Source organism: Streptomyces sp. cmx-4-9 (genome assembly GCF_046548835.1).
GTDB lineage: Bacteria > Actinomycetota > Actinomycetes > Streptomycetales > Streptomycetaceae > Streptomyces.
Genome location: NZ_JAEBEE010000003.1, coordinates 158,733 through 185,061, shown reverse-complemented (window position 1 = coordinate 185,061; position 26,329 = coordinate 158,733). Strand labels below are relative to the sequence as shown.

At 67.9% G+C, this 26,329-nt stretch carries 25 protein-coding genes and 1 rRNA gene; 4 read left to right on the top strand and 22 right to left on the bottom strand.

Going from position 1 to position 26,329, the window contains the following annotated elements; translation table 11 throughout:
• Window positions 1–32: 32 nt before the first annotated feature.
• The 7 genes from argJ to ACLJTM_RS11735 all read right to left on the bottom strand — a co-directional run bounded on the left by argJ (window position 33) and on the right by ACLJTM_RS11735 (window position 8,798).
• Window positions 33–1,184 carry a bifunctional glutamate N-acetyltransferase/amino-acid acetyltransferase ArgJ gene (gene argJ / locus ACLJTM_RS11765; RefSeq protein WP_411103451.1) on the bottom strand — a complete coding sequence of 384 codons (1,152 nt, stop codon included), beginning with the start codon at window positions 1,182–1,184 and terminating at the stop codon, window positions 33–35.
• Window positions 1,181–2,221, bottom strand: coding sequence for an N-acetyl-gamma-glutamyl-phosphate reductase (gene argC, locus ACLJTM_RS11760; RefSeq protein WP_411103450.1), 1,041 nt, complete (start codon window positions 2,219–2,221; stop codon window positions 1,181–1,183). Before argC ends, argJ begins: the two co-directional genes overlap by 4 nt.
• Before the next feature lie 75 nt (window positions 2,222–2,296).
• Entirely contained in the window at window positions 2,297–2,965 is a 669-nt protein-coding gene (locus ACLJTM_RS11755) for an isochorismatase family protein (protein WP_411103449.1), read from the bottom strand.
• Between the two features lie 73 nt (window positions 2,966–3,038).
• The gene (locus ACLJTM_RS11750; RefSeq protein WP_411103448.1) at window positions 3,039–3,788 is read right to left on the bottom strand and encodes a siderophore-interacting protein; all 750 of its coding nucleotides are present in this window, start codon (window positions 3,786–3,788) and stop codon (window positions 3,039–3,041) included.
• A 330-nt stretch (window positions 3,789–4,118) separates the two neighbouring features.
• On the bottom strand, window positions 4,119–6,086 hold the full coding sequence (locus tag ACLJTM_RS11745) for an ATP-dependent nuclease (protein ID WP_411103447.1): 1,968 nt from the start codon (window positions 6,084–6,086) through the stop codon (window positions 4,119–4,121).
• A gap of 300 nt (window positions 6,087–6,386) precedes the next feature.
• Window positions 6,387–6,509, bottom strand: coding sequence for a hypothetical protein (locus tag ACLJTM_RS11740; RefSeq protein WP_411103446.1), 123 nt, complete (start codon window positions 6,507–6,509; stop codon window positions 6,387–6,389).
• A 222-nt stretch (window positions 6,510–6,731) separates the two neighbouring features.
• Window positions 6,732–8,798: a sensor histidine kinase gene (locus ACLJTM_RS11735; protein ID WP_411103445.1), complete on the bottom strand. Its 2,067-nt coding sequence runs from the start codon at window positions 8,796–8,798 to the stop codon at window positions 6,732–6,734.
• A 388-nt stretch (window positions 8,799–9,186) separates the two neighbouring features.
• On the opposite strand from ACLJTM_RS11735, the gene rrf reads away from it, so the two are divergent.
• Window positions 9,187–9,303 (top strand): 5S ribosomal RNA (gene rrf, locus ACLJTM_RS11730).
• A gap of 44 nt (window positions 9,304–9,347) precedes the next feature.
• Here the strand turns inward: rrf and ACLJTM_RS11725 are convergent.
• From ACLJTM_RS11725 to ACLJTM_RS11665, 13 genes are all read right to left on the bottom strand, one after another.
• Entirely contained in the window at window positions 9,348–10,337 is a 990-nt protein-coding gene (locus ACLJTM_RS11725; RefSeq protein ID WP_411103444.1) for a BsuBI/PstI family type II restriction endonuclease, read from the bottom strand.
• 154 nt (window positions 10,338–10,491) lie between these two features.
• On the bottom strand, window positions 10,492–12,051 hold the full coding sequence (locus ACLJTM_RS11720; protein WP_411103443.1) for an Eco57I restriction-modification methylase domain-containing protein: 1,560 nt from the start codon (window positions 12,049–12,051) through the stop codon (window positions 10,492–10,494).
• 75 nt (window positions 12,052–12,126) lie between these two features.
• Window positions 12,127–12,831 carry a creatininase family protein gene (locus ACLJTM_RS11715; protein WP_411103785.1) on the bottom strand — a complete coding sequence of 235 codons (705 nt, stop codon included), beginning with the start codon at window positions 12,829–12,831 and terminating at the stop codon, window positions 12,127–12,129.
• A 495-nt stretch (window positions 12,832–13,326) separates the two neighbouring features.
• The gene (locus tag ACLJTM_RS11710; protein WP_411103442.1) at window positions 13,327–14,622 is read right to left on the bottom strand and encodes a serine hydrolase domain-containing protein; all 1,296 of its coding nucleotides are present in this window, start codon (window positions 14,620–14,622) and stop codon (window positions 13,327–13,329) included.
• The gene (locus ACLJTM_RS11705; RefSeq protein WP_411103441.1) at window positions 14,619–15,530 is read right to left on the bottom strand and encodes an aKG-HExxH-type peptide beta-hydroxylase; all 912 of its coding nucleotides are present in this window, start codon (window positions 15,528–15,530) and stop codon (window positions 14,619–14,621) included. Before ACLJTM_RS11705 ends, ACLJTM_RS11710 begins: the two co-directional genes overlap by 4 nt.
• 111 nt (window positions 15,531–15,641) lie before the next feature.
• Complete coding sequence (locus ACLJTM_RS11700) at window positions 15,642–15,785, bottom strand: hypothetical protein (RefSeq protein WP_167347301.1); 144 nt, start codon at window positions 15,783–15,785, stop codon at window positions 15,642–15,644.
• 115 nt (window positions 15,786–15,900) lie between these two features.
• Window positions 15,901–16,767: a protein kinase domain-containing protein gene (locus tag ACLJTM_RS11695; RefSeq protein WP_411103440.1), complete on the bottom strand. Its 867-nt coding sequence runs from the start codon at window positions 16,765–16,767 to the stop codon at window positions 15,901–15,903.
• Window positions 16,764–17,411 carry a hypothetical protein gene (locus tag ACLJTM_RS11690; RefSeq protein WP_411103439.1) on the bottom strand — a complete coding sequence of 216 codons (648 nt, stop codon included), beginning with the start codon at window positions 17,409–17,411 and terminating at the stop codon, window positions 16,764–16,766. Before ACLJTM_RS11690 ends, ACLJTM_RS11695 begins: the two co-directional genes overlap by 4 nt.
• 4 nt (window positions 17,412–17,415) lie before the next feature.
• Window positions 17,416–18,150, bottom strand: a complete 735-nt coding sequence (locus ACLJTM_RS11685) for a hypothetical protein (protein WP_267721167.1) — start codon at window positions 18,148–18,150, stop codon at window positions 17,416–17,418.
• Window positions 18,147–18,779: a hypothetical protein gene (locus ACLJTM_RS11680; protein WP_411103438.1), complete on the bottom strand. Its 633-nt coding sequence runs from the start codon at window positions 18,777–18,779 to the stop codon at window positions 18,147–18,149. The genes ACLJTM_RS11685 and ACLJTM_RS11680 overlap by 4 nt, the downstream gene beginning before the upstream one ends.
• A complete protein-coding gene (locus ACLJTM_RS11675) occupies window positions 18,776–20,662 on the bottom strand; it encodes a radical SAM/SPASM domain-containing protein (protein ID WP_267721169.1) in 1,887 nt (628 codons plus the stop codon). Before ACLJTM_RS11675 ends, ACLJTM_RS11680 begins: the two co-directional genes overlap by 4 nt.
• Before the next feature lie 39 nt (window positions 20,663–20,701).
• Window positions 20,702–21,136, bottom strand: a complete 435-nt coding sequence (locus ACLJTM_RS11670) for an NUDIX hydrolase (protein WP_267721170.1) — start codon at window positions 21,134–21,136, stop codon at window positions 20,702–20,704.
• Window positions 21,137–21,287: 151 nt separating this feature from the next.
• Window positions 21,288–21,884, bottom strand: coding sequence for an ATP-binding protein (locus tag ACLJTM_RS11665; RefSeq protein ID WP_411103437.1), 597 nt, complete (start codon window positions 21,882–21,884; stop codon window positions 21,288–21,290).
• Between the two features lie 265 nt (window positions 21,885–22,149).
• Here ACLJTM_RS11665 and ACLJTM_RS11660 point away from each other — a divergent pair, with 265 nt between their 5' ends.
• The 3 genes from ACLJTM_RS11660 to ACLJTM_RS11650 are packed head-to-tail and all read left to right on the top strand — an operon-like array spanning window position 22,150 to window position 24,702.
• A complete protein-coding gene (locus ACLJTM_RS11660) occupies window positions 22,150–23,517 on the top strand; it encodes a hypothetical protein (RefSeq protein ID WP_411103436.1) in 1,368 nt (455 codons plus the stop codon).
• Window positions 23,514–24,353, top strand: coding sequence for a DUF1932 domain-containing protein (locus ACLJTM_RS11655; protein WP_411103435.1), 840 nt, complete (start codon window positions 23,514–23,516; stop codon window positions 24,351–24,353). Before ACLJTM_RS11660 ends, ACLJTM_RS11655 begins: the two co-directional genes overlap by 4 nt.
• Window positions 24,346–24,702 (top strand): NUDIX hydrolase, encoded by a 357-nt coding sequence (locus ACLJTM_RS11650; RefSeq protein WP_411103434.1) that lies wholly within the window; start codon window positions 24,346–24,348, stop codon window positions 24,700–24,702. Before ACLJTM_RS11655 ends, ACLJTM_RS11650 begins: the two co-directional genes overlap by 8 nt.
• Window positions 24,703–24,713: 11 nt before the next feature.
• Here the strand turns inward: ACLJTM_RS11650 and ACLJTM_RS11645 are convergent, their stop codons facing one another.
• Together ACLJTM_RS11645 and ACLJTM_RS11640 are read right to left on the bottom strand one after the other, a co-directional pair.
• A complete protein-coding gene (locus ACLJTM_RS11645; protein WP_411103433.1) occupies window positions 24,714–25,226 on the bottom strand; it encodes a hypothetical protein in 513 nt (170 codons plus the stop codon).
• Window positions 25,227–25,784: 558 nt separating this feature from the next.
• On the bottom strand, window positions 25,785–26,147 hold the full coding sequence (locus ACLJTM_RS11640; RefSeq protein WP_319192142.1) for a hypothetical protein: 363 nt from the start codon (window positions 26,145–26,147) through the stop codon (window positions 25,785–25,787).
• Between the last annotated feature and the right edge of the window lie 182 nt (window positions 26,148–26,329).

Sequence of the window (26,329 nt, the reverse complement as noted above, 5' to 3'; positions counted from 1 at the left end):
GACCGTCCCCGTGCCCGTCCTCCCCGGCCCGTTCACGAGCTGTACGCGCTGTTCTCGTGGACGTACTCGGCCGTGAGGTCGTTGGTCCAGATCGTCGCGGTCTCCGTGCCGGAGCGCAGGTCCACGGTGACGGCGACGGTGCGGCCCGACAGGTCCACCTTCTCCCGGGCCTCGCCCCCGGCCCCGTCGCGGCAGACCCAGACCCCGTTGATCGCCACGTCCAGCCGGTCGGGGTCGAAGGCGGCGGAGGTGGTCCCGATCGCGGACAGCACCCGGCCCCAGTTCGGGTCCTCGCCGTGCAGCGCGCACTTGAGGAGGTTGTTGCGGGCGATCGACCGGCCCACCTCGACCGCGTCCTGCTCCGAGGCCGCGCCGGTGACCACCACCTCGATCTCCTTGGACGCGCCCTCGGCGTCGGCGACCAGCTGCCGGGCCAGGTCCGCGCACACGGCCCGTACCGCCTCGGCGAACTCCCCGCTCTCCGGGGTCCGGCCCGAGGCGCCGGAGGCCAGCAGCAGCACCGTGTCGTTGGTGGACATGCAGCCGTCCGAGTCCACCCGGTCGAAGGTGGTGCGCACGGCGCCGCGCAGCGCCGCGTCCAGGGCCCCGGCGCTCACGTCGGCGTCCGTGGTCAGGACGACCAGCATGGTGGCCAGCCCGGGGGCGAGCATGCCCGCGCCCTTGGCCATGCCGCCCACGGTCCAGCCCTGCCGGGTGCGGGTCGCGGTCTTGTGCACGGAGTCCGTCGTCTTGATCGCGACGGCCGCGTCCTCGCCGCCCTCGGCGGACAGCCGTCCGGCGGCGGCCCCGATGCCGGCGGTGACGCGGTCCATCGGCAGCCGGACGCCGATCAGTCCGGTGGAGCAGACCGCGACCTCGTCCGGGACGGTGTCCGCGGCCAGCGCGGTGCGTTGCGCCATCAGCCGGGTGTCCTCGGCTCCGGAAGGTCCCGTACAGGCGTTGGCGCCGCCGGAGTTGAGGACGACGGCCGTGATGCGGCCGTCGGCCAGCACCCGCCGGGACCAGCGCACGGGCGCCGCCTGCACGCGGTTCGAGGTGAAGACGCCGGCGGCGGCGCGGGACGGCCCCCGGTTCACCACCAGGGCCAGGTCGGGATCACCGGATTCCTTGATCCCGGCGGCCACACCGGCTGCCAGGAATCCCCGGGCGGCGGTCACGCTCACGGAGCCACTCCATTCATGGGCAGGCCCAGCCGTTCCGGCAGGCCGAGGGCGACGTTCATGCTCTGCACCGCACCACCGGCGGTGCCCTTCGTCAGGTTGTCGACGGCGCTCACGCAGATCAGCCTGCGGGCGCCGGGGTCCACGGCGAGCTGCACGTGGACGGTGTTGGAGCCGAGCACCGAGGCGGTGGAGGGCCACTGCCCGGGCGGCAGCAGCCGCACGAACGGCTCGTCGCCGTACGCCTCCTCGTACGCGGCCCGCGCCTGCCGCTCCGCGTCGGGCGCGGCCCGCTCCGGGCGCAGCCGCGCCGAGCAGGTCGCCAGGATGCCGCGGGGCATGGGCGCCAGCGTCGGGGTGAAGGAGACGCTCACGCGCTCACCCGCCACCCGGGACAGGTTCTGGGTCAGCTCGGGGGTGTGCCGGTGGCCGCCGCCGACCCCGTACGGACTCATGGAGCCCATCACCTCGGAGCCCAGCAGGTTCGCCCGGAGGGCCTTCCCGGCGCCCGAGGTGCCGCTGGCCGCCACCACCACGGCCTCGGGTTCGACCAGGCCGGCCGCGTAGGCGGGGTACAGCGCGAGGGTGACCGCGGTCGGGTAGCAGCCGGGGACGGCGATCCGCGCGGCGCCCTTCAGCTCGTCCCGGGCACCCGGCAGCTCCGGCAGCCCGTAGGGCCAGGTCCCGGCGTGCGGGGACCCGTAGAACCGCTCCCACTCGGCGGCCTCGCGCAGCCGGAAGTCCGCGCCGCAGTCCACGACCAGCGTGCCGGGGTCCAGCTCCCGCGCCAGCGCGGCCGACTGTCCGTGCGGCAGGGCCAGGAACACCACGTCGTGGCCGGCCAGGGAGGCCGCGGAGGTCTCCAGCAGCTCCCGGTCGGCGAAGGCCGACAGCTGCGGCTGTACGGAGCCCAGCAGCAGGCCGGCACGGGTGTGGGCCGTCACCGCGCCGACCTCCACACCGGGATGCGCCGCCAGCAGGCGCAGGATCTCCCCGCCCGCGTAGCCGCTGGCACCGGCCACCGCGACCCGTACGGTCATGTTCTTCCGTCTCTCTCGATCAGTGCGGGGGCGGCATCATGCTCCGCCCCCGGGGTTCCCGTCCCGGGTACGCGCTCAGGCGTCCCGGTGAACGTCTCGCGCCGCCCTTGCGAGCAGCAGGTCGCGCAGCATGGCTTCGGTCGTGCACACCACGGCGCTGCGCGCCGCCCAGCGCAGGGCCATGACGTGCTCCTCCGCGGAGAAGTCGGCGACCGCGTCGGCGACGACGAAGGGCTGGATGTCGTTCATGAAGGCGTCGGCGGCGGTCAGGAGGATGCCGAGGTGGGCGTGGACCCCGCAGACGATCAGCTGGTCGCGCCCTTCGGAGCGCAGGAGCCGGCCGAGGTGGCTGCGGAGGAAGGCGTTGTGCCGCACGTTCGCCAACAGGTGCTCGCCCGGACGCGGGGCGAGCGGGGCGATGATGGCGGCGGCATCCGGCCCGTCGGCGATGCCGGGGCCCCAGACGTCCGCCATCAGGCCGCGCTGGCCCGGCGGTTGGGCGGCCGGCTCGGCGCTGAAGACCACCGGGATGCCCAGGGTCCCGGCGAGGGCGCGCAACGCGGTGACGTTGTCCACGAGTTCGGTGACCGGGGAGCGGCCGGCCGGGAGCGGGCCCACGAAGTGGTTCTGCATGTCGTGGATCAGCAGGGCTGCGCGGCCGGGGTCGACGGACCAGGAAGCCCAGGAGTCGGGGAGGGCGGTGCGGTCGGGCATGGGGTAGGTGCCGATGGCCGGCATGCCCATGGTGTCCCCTCCCCCTGAAGACGCCCGTGCGCCGCATCCCGATCGGGATTTAGCTTAGCCTAACCTAAGTTGCCTACGTTCGGCCAGCAGCAGCACGCTGCGCCTGCTCCACCCGCCAGTACCCGAACGCGTGCAGCCGCTCCTTGGGAACGCCGAGGTCCTTGCGCACGAAGGCCGCCAGCGTCCGGGTCGTCGCGGTGTCACAGGCGATCCACACGTACGCCCCCTCGTCCAGTAGTCCGGGCAGCCCCGAGCGCACCGCCTCGACCAGCAGCGCCCCGTCACCCCGCCCCGGCACGCGGACGACCTCGTACCCGGGGGCGGCGCGGCGCGGGTCGCCGCCGTCCTGCGCCGGGTCCGCGCCTTCGAACCACACGGTCGCCGGCACCGAGGGCATCGACTCCAGCAGGGAGTTGACGGCCGGTCGGGAGGCGGGACCGCCGACGATCAGCAGCCGCGAGGGCAGCGGCTGCGGCAGGCTGAAGCCCGTTCCCTGGAGCGTCGCCTCGATCGTGTCACCGGGCCGCGCCGTCCGCGCCCAGTCGCTGGCCGCCCCGGGGTGCAGCACGAACTCGATGGCGAAGGTCCCCGCGCCCGGATCCGGGTCCACCAGCGTGTACCCGCGCTGGTGCGGGCGCCCCCGGTGCTCGAACCAGAGCCGCACCCACATCGTCGGATGCACCCCCGACGCCTCCAGCATGCCCCCGTCGGCGAACCCCAGCCGGTGCAGCTGCGGGGACACCCGCTCGTTGGACCGCACGGTGAAGGTGAAGTCCTTGCCACGCAAAAGCCTGAGCGCGACCCCGTGCCAGCCGTGTCCCATGGTCCCCCCTGGTCGTCGCATACGAACCCGCCGCGGACCACCAGTGTCGCGGCCCCCGCACCGGCCGACGAGGCCACCCCATCCCGGCAGGGCACAAAAAAGACCGGCCAGACCGCTCACTGAGCGGTCTGGCCGGTCTCTTACACAGCGTCGAGGTGGCGGGATTTGAACCCACGACCTCTTCGCCCCGAACGAGGTCCACCCAAGATCCCCACCAGCACAAAGCACGTTTCTCCTGGTCAGCGCCGTGGCCTCGGACGGTCTGGGGCAGTCTCAAGGCGCCTCGGGGAGCAGAGCGGCTCCCAGCTGGCTCCCAAGAGAGAAGGCTGCTCAGCTGATCGTGCCCTGCGCGAGGACGTGCTGCGATGGGCGTCCCCACTGGTGTCCGGTCAAGGCCAGCACGTTCTCTAGCAAGGCATGCAGTAGGAACGGCGGGTCCGCGACGGCGGTGCGAGCCGCTTCCAGGTAGGTCGCTGCGTTCTTGCCGTCCGTGCCCTGGCCTTCATCGATCAATTCCTGCCGGCGTACGTCCCAGGCGGGCCAGTGCTCGGCGAGGTGGACCTCCAGGTTGTCCTCGAAGACCGTGTACCAAGCAGAAGACTCGTCGGAGGGCTGGGGAACGGCGGAGGCGCCGAGGTACCGGAGAAGATCAGCGTTCTTCTTCCGAGTCTGTTGGGCCTCGCGTTCGAACTTCAGCTCTTGCTGCCGGCGCTGGTCCGGGAGCAGGTGCTGAACCGATTGCAGCCTGGCGTCCTCCTGGCGGGCGTCACCATCAAACACCACGTGGCAAGGCACCCCCAAGCAGCTGAAGATCGCATGGGAGATCATCAGGTTGTCCTTCCCGTTGACCTCGACAATGGAAATGCCCTCGGCGCCGAAGCTGATGCCCACTCGCTCCGCGCAGCCCACAAGGACAGCCTCGTCCCCTGCGCCCTCGACCAGCACTACGGCATTGGCGAAGAACCCCTCCGCGAACGAGCTGGTCAGCTTGCCGACTGTCCGCCGCTTGATTGTGTCTGCATTGATCAACTCCTCAAGGGACTCGCACAGCTTGTCCTCGGTCGCTTGCCAGACCTGGGTAACGGGATGCGCCTGATCAGTAGCGCGGGACAGACGTCGGATCTGGTGGTAGCCGCTGGGATCGATGAAGACGGGACTGTGCGTGGCGTACATAACCTGGGTGCGCCCCTCCGGGGAGGTGGCCACCAGCTCGCGCAGCACCTTTGCGAAGGTCCGTGCCTGCGGAGGGTGCTGAAACAGCTCGGGCTCCTCGATCGCCAGACACAGGGTCCGCGTGCCATCCTCCGGGCGTCGGCGATCTGCCAGGTACTTCAACGCAGCGATGATGAGGGCACGCTGAAACCCGTGCCCTTGCCGGTACACCGAAGTCTCGGCGGCACCGTCTCGGATGCTGACCTGGAACGCGGTCCGGGCAGGCCTTGGTGCCTGCACTGTGGGGGTCACCACCACCTGGCGTCCGGTCGTGAACTTGGCGACTTCCGAGGAGAGCGCTGCGGCAATGTCGTCGAGCCGGGGACCATACACCTTGGCGTGGATCTCTTGGCGGGCTTGGTGCGCGTTCTCCTCGACCTGATCAAGCTGCTCGTTCGCCTCGGTCCGGTCCACTGCGTGGTCGAGAATGCGGCCGAGTGCCGTCGCCTTCTGGTCGTCCGCCTCCTCGTAGGCTCGCAAATCAGCGGAGATGAATACGAAGTCGATCAGCTGGGCCAGGACGCTCTGTCCGGCGAAGCCGAAGAAGTGCGTGTCCTCGACCTCAGATTTGGTGAGCTTGTCGCGGTGTGCCAGCTCCCAGTTCCGCATCGCTTCCTGTGCTGCAGGCGCGCTGCCAGCGTGAGGAAGGTCGAGGCTCGGGTCGCTCTCCATGAGGTCTTTGTAGGCAGCCCGTAGCGGAGTTGCCTTCTGGTGCCGGCGGACCTCCTCGAACGGGGCATACGCGAGAGCCTTGCCGGTGATCTTGTCGTCGCCGTCCTGCCAGGTCCGCCAGATGCTCACGCTCTCAGCGCCGTCTGGAGCGTATCGGCCGAGGATCTCGCGGTCATGGCTGGTGAGGCCGTCGAACTCGACCTCGACAGAGATGCGGCCACCCTCCGTAGCCGAGTGGACGTCGTCGGCGCTCAGGGAGAGGGACTTTTCGCCGTTGAAGAACCAGTCGAGGGCGCGCAGCACAGTGGACTTGCCGACACCAGTCGGGCCGATGAAGGAGGTTATCTCCTCGAAGGAGACGTCCACTTTGTGCAGACAGCAGAAGTTCTCGATGCGTACTCGCTTGATCTTCACGGTCGTCCTGAAAACGCGGTTCGGAAGGGGGTGCTGATCCCCAAGTGACGATGGCGATGCTAGCGGTAGTGCTGATTCCCCATCAGGGCATTTTCCCAGCGGTCGGTATCAGCCACACGTGAAAGGCCTTCGATCTACGGTCGCCTGTGCCGGAGGAGCTGGCCGTCTTGCAGAGACCGGAGGTGGCGGTGCTGGTGGAGGCCGCGTCGATCCGGGAGCAGTCCGTGCATGACACGCTCGCCCGTAGACCCCGGAAGCTGAAAGTGAAGGGGAGCCCGCCGTCGGCACTGGTGCTCGGGCTCACCTGGTGTTGATGAGCCATTCTTCGGGGCAGCCGGGCAGGGTGCTGGCCTCAGTACGCAAGCTGCGCCATGCGGCCTGCTTGCGCTGCTCGGACTGCGTGTTGTCGAGGAGCGCCTTCATTTCGGCGACCTGGCGGGGGAGATACGTCAGCCGGCGCCGTGGGCGGTCAAGGCATCGAGGCGACGGAGTTGGGGCCGATCGACCTTGCTGAGCAGGCGTCGTGGGCGCCGACGCCCAGGTCGCCGGAGAACCTTGGTCGGCGTGCCAGCCACGGCGTGCCGGCGTGGTCCGGAAGGGGCTCTGGGAGCTGGTCGGCTCCCAGATTGCCTCCAGCAGCCGACGTTATCCGAACGCCTGCTCGTCAGCGTGCCGCAATGGCAGGCGGATGTGGAAGGAAGCGCCTCCGAGCTCCCCGTAGGCATCTACTGAGACGCCGCCCTCGTCAACGCCAGCCTGCATTTCGCGCATGTCGGCCACTGCATCCCGGACAACTGTCAGCCCGAGCCCAGCGCCCCTGGACCTTCCGCCACTCACGCCCGGACGCCACATCTGCACGATGTCGACGTCAACGATTCCGGGGCCCGAGTCCGAGAAGTCGACCAGTGCGTGGCCGTCATTCACCCGAGTGCGAACCAGTACCGCTCGCTCCCCCAAGAGGTCACCAGCATCTGCCAACGAGCTCATGGCGTTGGCAGCCAGGTTGAAAACGATCGCCTCCAGGTCCGAAACTGCACCCGCTACGCGGATCGGGTCGCCCCAGAGCTCCTCATTGAGGGCGATGCCACGCCGCTCTAGGTGGGGCCGCACGACGTTCAAGGCACTCCCGACCACGTCGTTCAGATCCAGAACCGTAACTAGGCAGCGTTCTGCCTGGGTGGCGCGAGCCGCGATTCCTGCAAGCTCGCCGGCCCTGAAACCAGCCTCGCCGCCCTCGCCTACGGCTGCTGTCTCATACGCGAAGGCGGTGGCAAGGATCCCGGTTGTGGCGAGCGCCCGGTAGAGAAGACGCTCCTTCGGCACCAGCGGCAAGCTGGCTTCATGGCGCTGGGCGGGCAAACTAGTTGTCAAAGTCGGCAGTTCCGGCTGGGCCACTAGCTCGACGACCCCATCGTCGCCTGAGGGGTCGGGGTCCCTGGGTGCCTTGGCGGGTTCAACGGTAGGGACGGGTCCAATGCGCCGAGTTGGTGCAGGCTTGACCAGTCGCTCGCCGTCGCGAATCCGCTTCCGTTCCCTCGCCGCCCAGTCTGTGGCGCTTCGGGCAAACTCTCGAAGTTCGATGAACGCAGCGTTCTCCTGGAACCCCATCCGGTCGGTCTTGGGGATGAGCAAGCCCTCCGGGTCCTCGACTGACACCCGCCCGACGCTTGTGTTGGTCGAAGGGCGCAGCTCCGGGCTCCGTGCTCGGAGGAGGTTCAGGTCTAGCCAATCGAAACCCTGGTCCCCATAAGGATGCACACGCAACCCCCGGTGGAACAGGTGAACTCCTCCGACTACGCGCAGCCAGGGCCGAAGGTCAGTAAACCTCCGCTTCGACTTGCGCAGTTCGAACGAACGCTTGTTCAGTAGGAACATGCACAGCTCGAAGGATGCAGCCGGCGCCTGATATCGGAGAGGGGATTGCAAGCGACCGCCGCGGTCATCTGGTGCTACGTCGATGTGATCGCCGCGCGTGATTACCTGACCCTTCCAGTCGTAGAGGACCGCGCTCGCATAGCCCTGTTCATCAAGGTGGGCTTCGAGCCTGTATTCGTACTCATCGAAGAAGCTCCGGTTCACCGCGTCGGAAACCTGCTCGAATTGCGGGGCGACAAGGGTCGCGGTGAAACCTGTGTCCTCGTCGTCGAAGAAGCCCGTGAGCAGTCGCATGGCTCGGGCGAGACGCTCCATCTGGTCCTTGTCGAAGCCCTGCTTCAAGCGGTGAACAGTCAACGACGTACCCGGGGCCTTTGTGGTTGGCCGGCTGACAATCGTGAGCTCGACCTCCTCAACGGACCGAACCGTGTCGTAGTCAGACCAGTCGATGACGAGCGTGTGCTCTACGCCAGGCTCGCTTCGAGGGCGCGACACCACCTCTACTCGGCGTCCGAGGCGTAGCGCCGCCAGCCGGCCCAGGCCCTTCTCTCCAATCCGACGGCGGTTGGACGTGCTATCCGGAGTTCCCGGCTTCGACGACCTCCCGATGAGGAGGAAACCCTCACGGATCTCTTCAGCCGTCATGCCGTCACCGTCATCCTCGACGACGAGGGTGCCACCGGGCTGTGTGGCGTTGTGTAGCCGGACGATGCTCTTCGTCGCGTCCGCGTCGTACGCGTTGCGGACCAGCTCGATCACTCCGAGGTCTGGATGGGGGATCAGCTCCTCACCCAGGCGGATCAGGATCTCCGGTGCAAAGCGCAGATGAGTGCTCAAGCGTCCTCCTTCGGGTCAGATCCGCCTGTGTCACAAGATCTCTGGAGGTCCGCCAGCGTAGCTACGCGCAAGAGCGGTACATGGCCAGTGGCTGGATGATTGCCTTCGTGGGGGCCAATCTTGGCTGGTTCGCACCCACGCACCTGCCGGTGCTGTGGCTTGGCTGGGAGACCTGCTGTGGCGCCCGGTGACTCGGCAAGTGGGTCATACAGGTGTCGGAGCAGCAAGTTCGTGGCTCGTGGCCCTTGCTCCCGTGACCATGACTCCCGCCGCCCGATACGAGGGCGGGCATCGCGGGTGGCTCTCCGTACCAGCGGGCTCGGTCAAACGTTGACCCTGTATGCTTGCTTCTCGAAAGCGCTTCTCCGCTAGGAGGCGCTCACCAGTTTTCGGTGACCATAGCGGTGGGGAAACGCCCGGCAACATTCCGAACCCGGAAGCTAAGCCTGCCAGCGCCGATGGTACTGCGAGGGGGACCTCGTGGGAGAGTAGGTCGTCGCCGATATCTTCTTTGAAGGCCGCCCCACCTTGTGGGGCGGCCCTCGTTGCTTATTCGGCCTTGTCGTATGGCCCGAGGAAGCGCTCGCCGTTGAAGTGCACCATGTGCGTCTCTTCTTCTGCGACCCAAGCCTCCGTCTCCCAGGCGATCTCGGAAGCGAACTTCCGGAACATCCTCTTTGTCTGGAAGGCGGTAACGAAGACCAGGCCCGGGCGCGCTCCCGCGAAGAGTTCCTTCAGCTGGGCGACCCGCAGGCCGTTGACCGGTCCGGTGGACGTGACCGCCTCCACGAGGACAAGCCAGTCCCGCTCGGTGTAGTGGATCACTACGTCAGGCATCTTGCCGTGAGCATCTACCACGACGCCGAGGTCAGCGAGGTACTTCGGCTTGTTCACGATCCACTTGGAGCCCGTGTCGCCCAGGTAGACGATGGTGCCCCCGGGCGTGAACTGCGATGCGAAGCGCTCGACGACAGCTCCGATAAGTTCGCTGTGTTCCCCAGGGCTGAGCTTGACCTCGGTCCCATCGGGAAGCTTGACGGGGACTCGATGGACCGACCTTTCGGCGGCCCATACCTCGGTCAATTTTTCCCACTCGGCATGAAATTCGTCCAGGGAATTCCGCCACGTCGACGTGTCGAAGTTCGCCAGTGCCTTTATGGCCAACTCGCTGGGGTGGTATCGATTATTCTTGTCGTTCGTTGCTCGGCCTGGCGCGTCAGAGTTCTTGACGAGGATTCCGGCGTCGATGAGCTGGTGGACCGACTCCTTACGCACGGACTCGCGGCTGTTCGGGGCGTACCTGCTCGGGTCCTTCGTTCCCTTTGGGATGTCCGGGTAGTGGATGGCCATCCAATCCATGCACTCGGTGATCCCGAGGGTGTTCGAGCTCACCTCCGCCCATTCCTGCGTCGGGCCGAGGTTGAACATCGAGAGCAGCACGAGTGCGGTCCGGGTGTTCTGCTGCCTCGGGGGCATCCCTATCGCAGCGAGAATTTCCTTCGCCTCGTCGAGCTTCTTTTCTTGCTGTGCCTTCGTCACTCCCTGGGCCTCCCCAGCCACATCGATGCAGTGAGTGAGGGTCAGGCTACAGGGCGTCCGAGCGGGTGCTGTTGCCCTGCTGGGCGGCGGCTTCTAACGGGATGCTTCCGCCAGGACGTCGGTAATCAGCCGGTCGGCAGCCGTGCTCGCCGAACTATGCCTCGCCGGGCGACGGGGGATCGGCCGACTCCAGGTGGCGTTCGACTAGGTCATCGAGCTTCTCCTGGTCGGGCCATCCACCCTCTATCCACTCGCCGCCAATGGCTTGAAGCTGGTCCTTGCTTGGGTAGCGCAGGTTCCGCAGGTCTGTTGCGTTGACCTGGGTGTGGCCGCTGAATCGTCGGATGAGTCGGTCCAGCAACGTAGAGTTGAGCCAGAGGCAAAGGCCGCGGGCGAGTTCCTTGGGGAGGCCGGCACCTGCGCTGTGGAACACGTTGACGTGGTTTTCGAAGCCGATTCGCGCGCAAGGTGTCACATCGGGGTCGAATACAGTGGCAACCACACGACGCTTTTCCTCTTTGGAGGACAGACGCTTCACGACGACGTAGTACCCAGAGGGGAACGTCATCTTTTCGGTGTCTGGGTTAAGCGCGATTGCGTTGTTCTTCTTAGCGCCAGGAACTGGCCAGCGGATTCCGCCATCGCGCATGTGCAACGGGTAGATCAGCGGAACTGCACCTGCCTCCGGATCGGGCCGCAGGTGTTCCTTGGAGCGGAAGTCCACAACTCGGCCGGTCGAAACCTGGCACTCGATCGTGGCGAGGGTGGCCGGAAGGCTTGCATGAGTCGCCGCGAGCTGTGCGTCTTCCTCGTCGGCGCTGATGTGGATGAAATGCTCTCTGTCTTCTGGCTGCACCATCTCCTGGTACTCCACCGCACGGCTGCGTGTTTCGCCGCCGTAGCTGTGGCTGGAGGACATGACGATTGGCCCTCGGTCGGGAGCGTCGGTGCGTGTCGCGGAGAAGATCACGTTTTCCTGGAGGACGTCTGTGTCCGCGAACACCTTGTTCCGCGCCTCGAACAGGTGCACTCGGTCGATATGCATCCGGTCAAGGAGGTACTTGCGGAACGGTCGGAAGTAAGGGCCGTTCGCGAAGCTCCTCGGGGTGATTGCGACGAGCTGCCCACCGGGGGCGAGAAGGTGGATCCCAAGTGCCATGAACGCGGAGTACAGGTTGGAAGTTTCTGTGCATGCCGTTGTGACGGCCATGCGCTCGCGGGAGCCAGCGGCGAGCTTCTTGTACGGGGGGTTCATGATCACGATGTCGAACGGCCCACGTGCTTCGCCGAACAGCCCTTCCGCCTGTGTTGCCCAAGCGATGAAGTCGTCCTTCACCAGGGTGGTCTCCACCCGTCCGCCGAGCGCTTCGGCCGTGCGCGCGCAGTCCTCCAGGGTCGCGGACAGGGTCTCGTGTAGCTGGGGGTCGTTCTCGCAGGCCGTCACGCTGAGGTGCACTTCTGGCTGGCCTTGGAGGATGCGCGACACGAGCGAGGCGGTCAGAGAGCCGGCCCCAGCGCCGGGGTCCAGGATCCGGATCGGGCCTGTGCTGGCCAGTCTCGCCAAGGAGGCAATGAAGTCAGCGGCAGGGGCAGGCGTGAAGTACTGGCCGCGCTTCGCGCGCTCCTTGGGGTCAAGGGCCGAAGACGACTCCTGACGCCGCACTTCCGTGCGCGCCACAAGGTCCGATACCGCTGCTGCTACCTCTGCTGCCATGGGCACAGCGTAGCCAGATTGCCCGCGAGCTGATGAGCCTGTGGAAAACGCTGTCGGTGAACTCTTCCAATGGGATCACCGGCTCCCGCCGAGAGCCGCGACGTGCAGCGCGAAGCTTTCCGTCAAACTGGCGAGTACAGCCTTCCCCTTCTCTGCTGTGCCGAGGGCTGGAAAGCCGATCACCCCCGATTCGGTGTACGCCTCCATTCCCTGGACCAAGAGAAACGGGCGCGGGCCGCCATCGTGGTCTGCCTCGTTGTATCCGTCGCGGACCAGCTCGGGGGCCGCATGGAGAAGGATGGAGGTCTCGATTTCGCCGGCATGCATGTCGGCGTGGCGGTCGGAACTGAGGGCTGCGTGGTCGCGGGCTCGATCCCAGTCCGCCCCAAGGGGGAACAGCGAGACCGTCGGCCCGTCGACGTTGGCCTCCTGGACGACGTTGGACAGGACGTAGTTTCCGCCGTGGCCGTTGACGATCACCAGCTTGTGGATGCCGGAGCGGGCAAGGGACGCGCGGATGTCGTCGATCACGGCGTAGAGGGTCTTGGCACTGATGCTGACGGTGCCGGGGAAGGCGGCGTGTTCGTGGCTGCATGACATGGTGATGGGCGGCAGCAGGTGTACGGGGTAGCTGCTGGCTATCTCCCGGCCGATGATGCAGGCGATTGCCGTGTCGGTGATCAGGGGGAGGTAGCGGCCATGCTGCTCGAAGGAGCCGACGGGGAGCACGGCGACGCGTGGCTGCTGGTCATGGACGTCCGTGGTTGTGGCGGTCGGCATCAGGTTCACGGCACTCCCTGGGTCGCTATCGCTCGGCCATCATCATCCGCCATCGCTGATCAGGCAGGTGTTGTGCTTCATGCACGCAGGGAGCTGCTGCGGGCTCGGTGGCGGCCTTGGCGGGTTCGCGGATCGTCGACCTCGATTCGCGTGTGGCTGGTTCGGTGCGGCTCGTCTCTGAGGCGGATGGACTGCCATACCCGCTCGTGGAGTTCGGAGATGCAGGGGTCACAGGCGAACATCGGCGCCTGCATGCCCGCGACGCTCGCTGGCCCTATCCATAAGACGCGTGTCCGGCGTTGGCCGCAGTACAGCCAGCAGACACCGTCGACCCACGCGTTCGAGTCATCGGTTTGGGCGGGCGTGGGCAAACCTTCGTGGGCGTACGCCGCGATCCCGGGAATCACCAGGTGGTTGAGCATCAGGAGTCTCCAGTTCGGTTCGCGTCTTCACTGGTTGTGGGTGGGGAAGTCAGATGGCGCCTTGCGGCGGTGACTACTGCCGGATGTACGTGAGGTTGGGGGCGCGGTCGAGGTCGAGGGTGAAGCGGTCGACCTGGTCCGTGCTGCTGGGCACGCTGAGGGTGTAGCCGTTGCCGGCGTAGATGCCCGAGCCCGTGGGGGTGAGCTGGTCGCATGTCCCTCGGCGCCACAGGTGGAGAGTGTCGGCTCTGCGGGTGAGGCGAAGGCTGCCGGGGGCCTGGTCGCAGGCGAAGGTGCCGAGCTCTGTGTGCTGGCCGACGTGGTCGGGTGTGGGCTGATCTTGTATGCCAGTGCTTGGGGCTCGCTCCCGCGCTGCTGCGCGGACGAGGGCCTCCTTCTGGGCCAGCGTCGGCTGCTGGTGGAGGTCCCGGAGGATGGCGGCGGTGACGCGGTCGGCCGAGAGCCTGGCGTTGTTGGACAGGGCGATCACGCGCAGCCCCGATGCCTCTAGGTGGGTAACGGCGGAGAAGCCCTGTTCGTGGCCGTAGTGGAAGACGGCAGTGCGGCCGGGGCGGGCGTCGGCGTAGAGCCCAGGGCCGTAGAGGTAGGGCTCGTGGTCGCTGGGCTCGTAGTCGACAGCTTCTTGCCAGGGGAGCTGGTGGGGGTGCTGCCAGCGCTGGTGGAGGTGGGTGAGCCAGCGGTCGAGGTCGCCGACTGTGGTCCATAGGGATCCGGGGCCGGGCAGGGTGACCGGCACCTCTGTGTGCCGCCAGCCGTGGTGGGTGGCCTGGTAGGCGGATGCGGCTCCGGGGATGACCTGGCACGGGTCCTCCTTGAAGCGGGTGGAGTGCATGCCGAGCGGGCCGAAAACGCGGTGCCGGGCGAGGTCGGGCAGTGTGGTGCGGTAGACCGTTTCGAGGATCTCTGCCAGGAGGAGGTAGTTGGTGTTGCTGTAGAGGAAGTGGCCTTCGGGGACGGCGCGCAGGTCCTGCCGGTAGGCGAGGGTTCGCAGGTCGTCGGCCGTGTAGTGGTCGAGGTCCCGGAAGCCGACGAGGGAGAGCAGGGACTCGGCATCGCGTATGCCCGACCGGTGGGTGACCAGGTCCGCGATGGTGACGTCGCTGATCTTGAGTCGGGGCAGCAGGTCCGCGGCCTGCTGATCCAGGTGCAGGAGATTGTCATGCGCGGCGATCAGGATCAGGTGGGCGGTGATTTGCTTCGCGACCGAGCCGACGTTGAAGCTGGTGTCCGGTCCGATGGGCAGTCCGTGTTCGAGGCTGGCCAGACCGGTGTGCAGAGGGGTGGGTTCTTCGTCTGGGCGGTGGACCAGCAGGGACAGGCCGGGCTCCTCGTCGCGGGCCGCGTTCATAGGGCGAGGGCCTGGTGGTGGGCGGCAGCGAGGCGGTCGCGGAGACCATCATCGCTGATCAGCTCCAGAGCGCGGGAATGATCGGGCGCGGTGTCGGCGAGGAGGCTTCGCTGCTGGTCGAGGTAGGCGGCCAAGAACCGGTGCAGGTCTCCCATGGTGCTGGTCAGCGCGTTCGTGGTGAACAGCATGGTGAGCGGGAACGCCCAGCAGGCGTGGAGGAAGCCGAACGCCGGCCGCTTCGTCTGCTTCCACGGGGAGTAGAAGTGCGCGGTGTCGCTGATCTTGCATCCCGTGGCCGTGAGCGCGTCGTTCAGCCAGTTGTGCCCGGCCTCGTGGATGAGGTCGCGGGCCAGGACGACCGGGTCGTCGACGTGGTCCATGAAGACGGTGCCGGGCAGGCGGCTGATCGTCCAGCTGTCGAGGGTCTCGCCGAGGTTCTTCGTCCGCAGAAGGCACAGGACGACGGCGTGCGCGGCGAGCAGATCGCCGAAGCCCGCCCGCGCGGCGCTGGCGTACGCGTCTGCCGCGAGGCTGCGCAGGTGGGGCTGGGCGGGCTCGGAACCGGGGCCCAGGACGTAGTAGGGGGTCTCGGAGATCGCGGACCGAGGCAGGTCGGCGAGTGTGGGCTCGACGACCACGCGGGCGCCGACCGCTGTGGGGACGGAGTTGGTGGCGGCCCCCGCGTCGAGGTGGGCGACGTACCAGTCGAAGGTAGCGGCATCGCCGGCGCGGGCGGCGGCTTCAGCTCCTTCGAGGGAGTGGTGGGCCAGGCAGTAGTCAGCCGCCGTGCTGGTGTATGGCTGCGGCGGCTGGGCTCCGGGGCGGATGAGCGCGTGGATGCGCTGCGTCCGCTCGTGGTGCAGGCGGTCGATCGGCGGGAGGTCGAAGAGGTCGGCGAGGGTGTCCACGAGGCGGCTCTCCTGTTCGGTGGTGGGCCTGGGGCCGGGCCGCACCTGCTGGTAGCCCGGCCCCAGGTGTGTTCACCGGCGGCGCTCAGAGCGCCGGGCGGCTGTGGGTGTTCAGGCGGTGGTGGTCTCCGCCTCGGCCGCCGGCCATCCCTCGGCCGAGACGCTGGAGGTGTGGGCGGTGGTACGGACGGTCTCGTCCTCGCCGCGCAGGTCCTCGACGTTGGCGAGGAAGTCGGCGATGCGGTCCTGGTTCATGGGGTGTTCCGCCTTTCGGTCTCGTTGGCTTCGGCTTGTTCCGCTTGCTGCGCGCTGTGGTGCCGGAGACGGGGCGGAGATCTCGCCCTGGGCATGAGGGGCTCCCTCGTGTTGGTCAGCGCTGGTGCAGGTCGGCCGCGGTGCGGAGCGCGGTGCCCAGGTCGTTCATGGCGGGCCGGTGGTCCGCGTCTTCGGAGAGCGCGGCGGTCACGACGCTGCGCAGGGGCTCCGGGATGAGGGGCAGGTTGGTGTGGGCGGCCAGGCGGGGGATGTCCGCGCACAGGTAGCGGTAGACGAGGACGGCGAGGCTGAAGACATCGGCTGCCGGAGTGGCCTCGTGGTAGCCGGTGAGGTACTCCGGCGGCCAGTGGACCTCGGGGCCGCGGTGTTCAGGCCCGCGGGGGGTGGACAGGCGGCGGGCGGCTCCGAGGTCGGTGATCAGGCCCCGACCTTGGTCGATGAGGATGTTCTCCTGGTAGACGTCGCGGTGGACGATTCCACGCTGGTGCAGGTTGCCCAGGCCACCGGCGACGTCGGCGAGGATGCTGAGGCCCTTGGCGGTGTCCTTGGACGTGGCCATGAAGGCCCGGAAGTTCCCGCCGTCGCAGTGCGGCATGGTGTACCAGTCGAACCGCTCCGAGCTGCCCTGTTCCAGCAGCGGGACGATGTGATCGGTTCCTCCGGCGGCGGCGGTCAGCTCCGCCTCGTGGCGAAAGTCTTCGCGGGTGAGGGCGCGTTCGGTCTCCGTCATCTGCGCGTACCAGTAGAAGCCGTACGCGGCGAGCCTCTCGCTTGGGTCAAGCTCGGCCAGGACGTGGTTGCTGCCGAATCCCGCTTTGACTACGACGTCCTCCTGGCCGAAGCGGCTTGCTCTGACCAGGGTGCTGGCCCGCGTGAACGCGAGGAGGTCGCTGATGTGCCAGCCGTCCGTGCGGAGCTGATCGAGGACCCAGGCTGCGGGATGCATCGGGTGCAGGTTCATCGGCTCGCTTCCTTGTTCGGAGCCGTCGGGCTGTCGGCCGAGCGGAGGTCCTCCATGCAGGCATCAACCAAGGCTTCGAGGTCGGCATGGGTCGTGCAGGGGTGCTTCAGCACTGGCAGGCCGGTGGCATTGGTCCAGGCGTCGGCGGCCTCGTTGTAGAGGTCGGCCAGCCGGGCGGCGGCCTCGGGCTGTTCGGTGAAGCGGCGCTCTGTCGCACGTCGAGTGATGCGGTCGTGGCAGATGTCGGGCGCGGTGGTCAGCAGAACGGTCAGCTGCGGACGGGCCTGGGTCTGCTCGGCGAGGCGCTCGACGTACGCGTCGGCGGGCTGCCGGTGGAGCAGGGCGAGCAGGCAGGCGGTGGAGAGGGTGAGCCGGTCGGCGAGGACCGGGCCCTCGGTGAGGGCGACGGCGATGTTGAAGCGGGAGTGCAGAGCCAGGTCCTGGGCGGCGGCCTCGATGGCCTCCCGCTCGTCGCCCCCGTGCCCGGCCCGCAGGTGGATCAACGTGCGAGTGGCCGAGTGGGAGAGCCAGGAGAACTGGCCGATGTGGCTGAAGGGGATGTCCTCGGCGTGGGCGGTGGCCAGGAGCCGGTCGCGCAGGGTGCTCTTTCCGGCGCCGGCTATGCCTTCCAAGGCCAGGAGCACGCGCTCACCCGGCCGCGGTGGGCTCGGCGATGAGCCAGCTGATGAACTTGGCGACCCGGCCGGCGGTGACCGGGAGGGTCCCGTGCGCGAGCTGGGAGCCGTACAGCAGGGCCGTTCCGGGGGTCGGGGCGACGCTCCAGCGGGTGCGGGGCATCTGCTGGAACCAGGTCGCGGAGTTGTCGGCTCCGTCGTGGGCCAGCCACATGCCCTCCGCGTAGCCGTTCGAGGCGGCATCGGGGGCCTTGCCGTTCCACAGCCGGTCGTTGGAGGCGGTCTCGACGTAGAAGTCGCCTCCGGCGTCGGCCTGGGTGATCACGACGCTGATGCCGGCGATCTGGCGGGGCCAGGCGAGCGGGTCGGGGGCGATGCCGTCGAGGTGGCTGGTGATGTGCTGGCCCACGCCGTACTCGACGTACGTCCACGGGCGGCAGAGGGTGATCGAGGGCATGACGCGGGAGAGGGCCGGGCGAGCGCGTTCGAAGGCGTCACCCAGGAGCTTCTCGGCGACTTCGGGGATCGAGGGGATCTCGACGCGTCCGGCCGGCTCGTAGACGGCCATGGCCTCGTCGGGGCTGTGGCCGGGGATTTCGTGGATGGAGGTCCGGCGCTCGTCACCGAAGCGGCTGGTGCCGCCGCTGGTCAGGACGTCGTTCATCAGGTCGGCGAGGCGGGCACGCTCAGCGTCGCTGAGGAAGTTCTCGATGCTTCCGACGCCGACGGTCTCGGCTATGTGGATCACTTCGTGGTTCCCCCTTGCTGGAGCACGTGGTGGATGTCGTTCAGGTCCGTGCAGTGGTTGAGCCAGCTGACGACCGGGCTGCGGGTGGCGGCCAGCGGGTCCTGCCACAGGGCGAGGAGTTCTCCGGTCAACGGCAAGGTGGCGCTGTCGGGCAGCAGGCCAGCACCAGGTGTCTCGGCCTGGGCCAGGGCGCGGCACGAGGTCCTGTGCTGCTGGGCGAAGACGAGGGCGAGACGGGATGCGGCCGCGATACGGCAGGCCCGCAGGAGAGGGTCCGCGGGTAGCGGCAGGCCGTACGAGTGGTGTTCGGTGACTGCCCATGCCTGGGCGATGCCGGCGCCGGAGGCTGCGATGCGGCAGGCCGCGCAGCACCGGTGGTCGGAGTCCGGGCAGAGGCGAAGGTGCTTGCCGAGGGTGGTCGCGATCTCGTCGAGGACTGCCCAAGCGGTACTGGCCAGCACGGTACCGATGTTTGGCTGTCCGAATCCCGAGGTGTCCTTGTGGTAGCAGCAGGCCTCGCCCGCTCGGGGCTGCTTGCTGGAGGTGAGGGCGGGTTCGATGAACAAGGTGTGGAAGTAGGCGATGCGTCCCAGGAGCTGGTGGATGGTGACCGCGTCGCCGGGCTTCATCGCAGCACCTCCTCGGGGGCTTGCGGCGACACCGGCAGCGGGCAGGCGCACACGGATTCGGCCTTGGGGCGCTCGGCGTCGAGGGCTGCGGCCAACACAGCGGTGGCCTCGTTCAGGCGGGCGAAGTAGCCGTCCCACCCCTGACCGGCGCCGGGGTCCAGGCTCAGGTCGAGGACCGGGGTGGTGGTGCCCGTGCTCTCGCAGGTGAGCTCCGAGCGGCCGATGTTGACCTCGATGCCCGCGGGCAGGAGGGCGCTTGCGAAGGTGGCGGCCCGGCACAGCGCCGCAGCAGCGCGGGCGTACTCCTGGCGGTCGCGGGGGAGGAGCCCGATGCGTAGACCTGTTGGGGCCAGGTCCGCGCCGGTGTACTGGTGGCCCTGGCAGCTGTCGTACGTGACGAGCCCCCAGGCTCGGGTGACTGTGTCGACCAACGGCCAGACGCCGGGTTCGATGGCCGCCCGCCACATCGGGTGGCCTGGGGTCAGATCGTCGGCCTCGTGTATACCGGCGAGGCCCATGGTGTTGATGTTGCCGTGCTCACTGGTGTGCAGCCTGACTTCGCTGCCGACGAGGTCGGGAGTGTCCCAGCTGGTCAGGAAGGCGTTCGCGTCGCGCATGCTGTTCGGGGTGCGCGGGCGCCACCGCAGGCTCTGGCACCAGGCGCCGGCGGGATGACCGGGCTGGGCAAGCAGTGCGGCGACGCCGTCGATCATCCGCATGCGGTAGTCGCAGTACGCGTCGTGATCGGCGGACGGGTCCTGGCGCCAGCGGGTGGCGATGCATCCTCCGCCGCAGGTGGTGCGGTAGTCGCAGGTCGTGCACTTGTCCATCAGGGCTTTGCCCTGGTCCAGGAGGAGAGAGTTCTGCTGGGCGCGGGCCACCTCGTGCTCGTCGGCCGTGGACTCCAGCTGGGTGAGGCGGGCCTGGGGCCAAGGAAGTTCGTCGCAGCTCCCGAGGCGGCCATCGGGGTAGAGGGTGAAGACGTGGTCGCACTTGAGGTCGGAGAAGTGGCAGAACCCTGTCGTCAGCCCCCGTAATCGCCGGATCGTGGAGACGGCCGGTTCCAGCTTGATGCGGGCGAAGTGTCCGGCGGTGATCCAGTGAGCGGTGGCGGCGAGGACGAACTGGGTGTACTCGTCGGGATGGATGGCCCAGGCCGGGCCATCGGCTGCGTTCACGGCAGCCTGCTGAAGCAGTCGGCTGGCCGACTTGCGCCTGCTCGGCAGGGCCGTGGAGCGGCGGATCGTGGAGTCGAAGCAGGGTACGAAGCTGATCGCGTTGACCGAACCGAAGCCGGCGAGGTGGTCCAGCACCTCTTCGGCGCGGTCCAGCACCGCCGGGGTCACCGCGGCGATCACACCGACGCTCCGGCCCCGCTCCGCGAGCAGGTTCAGGGCAGCGGCGACGCGCGGATACACGGGCTTGCCGTCGTAGCCGACGCGCCAGGCGTTGCCCTGGGCATCACCGTCGAGGGAGATGCCGATCCGGAGGTCCGGGCAGAGGGTGTCGAACATGTCGAGCCAGTCGGCGTCGAGCAGGACACCGTTGGTCTGCAGGCTGACGCGGACGACCTGCGGCAGGCCGGACAGCTCCGCCAGGATCTCGCCGATGTGCTCTCGCCCGGCCGTCAGGGGCTCGCCGCCGTGGAGTTCGACGGCGAGCTTGCGGCCCTTGAAGATGCTGGCCAGGCGCCTGATCTGGTCGGCGCTGACCCTGGCACCCCCCGGGGCCTCCTTGCGCTTCTCGTAGCAGTAGAGGCAGTCGATGTCGCACGTCTCGCCGCGCGTCTTGACGATGACCGACACCGCGGTGCCGGTGTCATCGGCGTCCAGGCTCCGGTAGAGCCCGTCGATCGTGTGGCGCTGTTCTGTGCTGAGGTTCATCGGCTGCCCCCTCCTATGCTGCCGTGACCGGATGAATGGCTAGTCGGACAAACGCCCCAGCAGGGCGCCCTGGCCGGACTGGAGAATGTGCGCGGCCTCCAGCGGGATCCAGAAGCACTCGAAGTGAGTCGGCTCCTGCTCGCCGTCGTGGTCCTCCTGGCTCATCCACCGCTCCGGGGTCGGCTCGGTGAGCTCCAGGTGGAAGACGTGCCGGTGCTGGATCTCGAAGCGGTACGGGCTGATGTCGTACTCGGTCTCGCCGAGCTTGCGGACGAGCTTGAAGTCCGACAGTCCGGTCTCCTCGCGGGCCTCGCGCAGGGCGGCGGCGTCCGGGGTCTCACCGGGGCGGATGCTGCCCGCGGGGACCTGGATGCCGACCTCCTCGTAGGAGTAGTCGGTGTGGCGGAACACCAGCAGGCGCCCGTCGCGCACGATGTAGACGAGGACCTTTTCCTTCGTGACCTTCTTGGGCATAGCGAAACCTCCACTTGGTACAGATGCTGATTCGTGGGCCCGGCCAGGGAGAGGCTCGGGGACTGCTTATCCCCGGGCCGACTGTGACCGGTCGGTGCCGCAGGGAAGCCCACGAGTCTAGGCCCCCAACTTGCCTTCGGATCGGCGTTATTCAGTCGATGGGTCGGCCCGCAACGGGCCTGCTCGCGGCTCGAGATACGGTCCGACGCCGGGCCCTCGTTCGGGTGTGCGATGGCGAGCCCGCTACCGGTACGCGAACCCTCGTTGCCGCCCGATCAGCCATTTCGCGAGCATGGCCAGAGGGGAGACGCCGATCACGACGGCTGCCCTGATCCGCCCTTTGATCACCCACGCTGCTGGGCAGATTGAACTCCGCCCAGCAGCGCTTGCCCGTCGCCGTCAGATCGGCACCGTGACGGTCGGCGATCACTGATACAAGATGCAGACCGCGCCCGGACTCGGCGCACTCGCTCAAGGGCTCGGGCCGCGGCAGGACCTTTGCGGCGTCGTGCACCTCGACCATGAGCACCGGCCCCTCCTGGTAGACGCTGACGGTGACAGGCCCCGACCTGGTGTGGCGCACGGCGTTGGTGATCAGTTCGCCGGCCGCCAGCTCGATTCCGTCCAGTGCCTCCTCGTCGAGCCGTATGCCCCAGGAACGGATGCCGGCGACGACGCGGTGTCGTGCCTCCTGCGCGGCGGCTGGCGAGTGAGCGACGGTGAACGCGAGCTGGTGGTGCGCTGCCATGAGCGGGCCTCCTGGGCTGCCTGACTTGCGTAACCACGGCGGATACTCGGCCTCGCAGGGCCGCCGTCTTGCCGGGGCGAAGACGAAGTGTTCCCGGCGGCTCCCGCCTGAACGAGGCCCTGAGCAACGCCGAACGCCGCCCTTTCGTGCCTAACCGATGTCTATTCGCTGTCCGTCTGGAATTTCTGGACAACAGATCTGCGATCGACGGCTGTTGATGTCTAGCGTGGAGACCGGACAAGGACCCCGGCATGAGGGAGCGGCTGTGGAGCCATCAGGACCGACCCTCTTCCAGACCCTGATCAACCAGCGGGGCTGGCAGGACTATCAGGTCTTCAAGCGGCGCTACGAGCAGGCGGCCAAGCAGTTAGCCGAGCTGGAGGGGCCACCCTCGATCGCGACCGCGACGATCGAGAAGCGGCAGTTCTTCCGGTACGCGCACGGTGAGGTCCGGACCCCGCAGACCGTCGCCCGCCGCGTCCTCGAGTTCATGTTCCCGGGCATCCCGGCCGCCCGACTCCTCGGACCTGCGGAGCCCAAGCCGGTGGCCTCGCCTCACCACCTAGCGGCTGACGACCGCAACGCAGTGGATCCATCCGAGTACGGCCTTGAAGACGTGGTCATGGCGGCGGCGAATGAGTCGGCGCAGTTCGCGGCCAGGGCAGAGAGCAGCAACGTGGGACCGCACACGCTGGAGCAGCTGGAAGCTGACATCCGCCGCCTCGTCATTACGTACCCCAACCGGCCCGTCGGGCCCCTGTTCCGCGAGGTTCGCGCCCTGCGCGACCGCGCGTTCGAACTCCTCGAAGGTCGTCAGCCACCGCGGTACACCTCCGACCTCTACGTGGGCGCCGGTGTCCTGTGCGGCGTACTGGCGAACGCCAGCTTTGACCTGGGCCGCTACGACGCGGCCGAGACACAGGCACGCACCGCCTTCCTGTTCGGCGAGCTCGCCGGCCACAACGGACTGCGCTCCTGGGTACGCGGCCTCCAGGCACTCATCGCGTACTGGGACGGACGTCCGGTAGATGCCGTACGCCTCGCCGACTCCGGAAGCGCGTTCACCCCCGAATCCGGCACGGCGCAGATCCGGCTGGAGAGCATCAAGGCACGCGCCTACGGCCAGCTCAACCGGGGCAGCGATGCCCTGGCCTCCCTGAGTGCCGCCGACCGCTTGCGTGAGCGTCTCGTCGAAGGCGACGAACTGCCCGGTGGGATGATGGCCTTCCCTGTCGAGAAACAGCTGTTCTACTCCAGCAGCACGCACCTGTGGCTGGCCGGCACCCAGCACCTCAGCGACGCCGAGGCCCGCGCCGACGAAGCGGTGGAGATGTTCCAGTCCGCACCGCCGGAGCAGCAGCGCCTCGGCGAGATGTCCCTGGCCCGCATGGACCTCGCGATGGCTCGGCTGGGCCGAGGGGATATCGACGGGGCCGCGACGCAGATCCACGCTGTCCTCGGGGTCAGTGCTCGACGCCGCACCGAGAGCGTCGACCGCCGCATCGGCCACTTCAGCCGTCAGCTCGCGCTGCACCCTGGGGCCGGATCACCTGCCGCGATCGGCCTTCGTGAGGTGATCATTGCTCATCAGGAACGCATTCCCGCTCAGCTCCCGCCAGGAGGCGGCCAGTGACGACCGTGACCCTCTTGCACCCCGGCGCCATGGGCGCGGCCGTCGCCGCCCAGGCCGTCAAGGCAGGCCACGAGGTGCTGTGGGTGCCGGAAGGCCGCAGCGACGCCACCCACCGGCGCGCGAAGGAAGCCGGGGCCACCGCGTGTGACTCGCTGGGCGAGGCGCTGGAACGCAGCGAGATCGTCCTGTCGATCTGTCCGCCGCAGGCCGCCGAAGACGTGGCGACCACCGTCGCCGGCTACGCCTTCGCCGGCGTGTACGTAGACGCCAACGCGATCAACCCCCAGCGCATGCAGCGAATCGCGGAGGAGATCAGGCCGGGCGCCACGGTCCTCGACGGGGCGATCTTTGGACCGCCGCCCGGTGGCCAGCGGACTGCTCGCCTCTACCTCGCCGGCGAAGCCGAGGCCGTGGACACGGTGCAGCCTGTGTTCAAGGACACCGCGTTGCACGTCCGCCGCGCGAGCGTCGGCGTCGGCTCCGCCTCCGCACTGAAGATGGCGTTCGCCAGCTACCAGAAGGCCGCCCGAACCCTCGCTGGCGTGGCCCACGCGCTGGCAGATGTTCATGGCGTCGGCGACGAGCTCACAGCCGAAGCGCAGGTGATGGCGTCCAACATCCTCGCTGACCCCGGATACTTGCCCAGCGTGGCCGCACGAGCCTGGCGGTGGGCACCGGAGATGGAGGACATCGCTGAGACCCTCCGCGCGGCGGGTCTACCAGCAGACATGGCCGAGGCCGCGGTGGCGGTGATGTCGCGCTGGGAAGGAGACAAGGACCGATACGACCTAGAGCTCACCGACGTCTTGTCCCACCTACGGAGCCAGGGTGAGTGAGCAGCGACCAGTCCTCTCCCCGGACGAAGTCCAGCAACAAGCCGTTGCCGCTGCCGTGGTCGTCCACGAGGGGCAGGTGCTGCTGGTGCGACGCCGCGTGGCGGAGGGACGACTCTCCTGGCAGTTCCCGGCAGGCAAGGTCGAGGCTGGTGAAACGGGGCAAGTCCACCCCGTCACCGGTCGGCTGATGTCATACACAGCGTGCGCGGTGGTGGGAGGAACGGCGCACGTTGCGGACGCTGACGAGATAGCCGAGGTCGCCTGGGCAACCCTCGCGGAGATCCCGCGCTACGTCCCGTACGGAATCTTCGAGCCGGTGCAACAGCACCTCGACGCCGTTATCGGGTGACCGGAGGCCTGTCAGCCCCTACCTCGTTCCGTCCGCAGGAGTTGATTCTCCTTCTCCAGCGCAGCCACGCGGCGTTCTAGATCAGCCCGAGTGCGTCTTGCCGGCGCAGGCAGCTCTGCCTTCGATGGGGTGGGTGGTTCGCTGGCGAGTCCTAGAGGCTCGAAGGCCACGATCGTCGAGGGATTCTTCCCGCATTCCGGGCAGCGAATCTTGCGGCTGGGTTTGGCGTTCTCGCTGTGACGCGAGGTCTCGGCGATGTGCCCGCAGTAGAGCCGAACCCGCCACCGCATGATCATGTATTCCGGTGTCTTGAAGGACAGCATCAGCCTGCAGACCTCCTTCAGGTGCTCCCGCTGGCGCTCCGCCATTTCGGGGTTCGCTCGCACCTCGGCCATGTGTTCATCGACGCGTCGACTGGCAAGGTCGCAGATCCCCTCCAGCTCCTTCTGCCATTGGTGGTCACGTCGCGTGAGCTGGTAGTCCTCGAGTGGGACGCCGTGGCTCTTGTATTCGACCTCGCGCATGGGCGGCACCGTAACCGCGGAGGATGGGGCAGCAGGGGAAGAGCCTGTTCCCTTTCGCCCAATGACAAGACTTGCGCGCGTTGGTCGCTCGACTACTGGGGTTCAGTCAAAGCCGATCGGGTGCTCACTCTGGTTGGCTGTGACTCCGCGAACCGCCGGAGCGCACTGTGAAGCCGCTCCCGACGGCTGCGACCGTGGCTATCGATGGTGTTGGTGTTGCTGGCTTGCGGGAGGCGTAGGTACGGAGGGCTGACGGCTAGCTCGTCGCCCCCCTCAACGACGCCAGCCTGCCCATCGACCGCACTCCTCGAACAGTGCCAGCAGCAGGACGGCTCCTCCCTCGTCCTTCCCGAATCTCTCTTCCGTACCTCGGCTACCGCCGGATGGAACACCGGAGGCACAGTGCGCTTGTCGGACAAGTGCGGTCGCGAGGAGATGCCTGGGGCGCAGGCGCCGATGCCGCAACATGCTCGGGCTGCACTGAGCAGTGCGGACGGCGGCCGGGAGGTTCTCCCAGCCGCCGTCCGAGGCCCCTGTTTGGGCGTCCTGCCCCTGTGCTCAGTCGTGCGGGAGGAACCTGTCGGCTCCCGCAGCGACGATGACGCCCAAACGGTCGTACTCGATGAGGTCTTCATCGGTCATGAGGGCGGCGAGGGTTCGGTGGTGCTTGACGGCGTACTCGAGCAGGAGCTCTGCCAGTGTGGTCGCGGCTGCCTCTGCCTCCGCTTGGGCTTCGGGGTTGTCGACGTGGACGCCTGCGGCCTGGAGTTCTTCGATGGTGGCGTTGTGGACGATGGCCTGCTCCTCCTCGGTGAAGAGGCGTCCGTCGAGGTGGCGGAAGACGAGGGAATCCGCCGGGCGCTTGAAGTCTGTGTCGAACAGCAGGGCCATGACGTGAGGGCGAGGGGTGACTGCGGGCATGGAGGTGCTCCCTAAGGAGGGGGTGGGTAGGTGTATCCATGGTCTGGAGAACCCCCGGTTTGGCTGACCGGGGATTGTCGGCTATATCTGTCTGCCCTGTCGTCGTGCGCGCACGAGCGGCTTCGCATGTGCGCCTCGTCCCGGCTATCGCCCTGGTAGCGGTCCACCACGTTGGCTGGTCG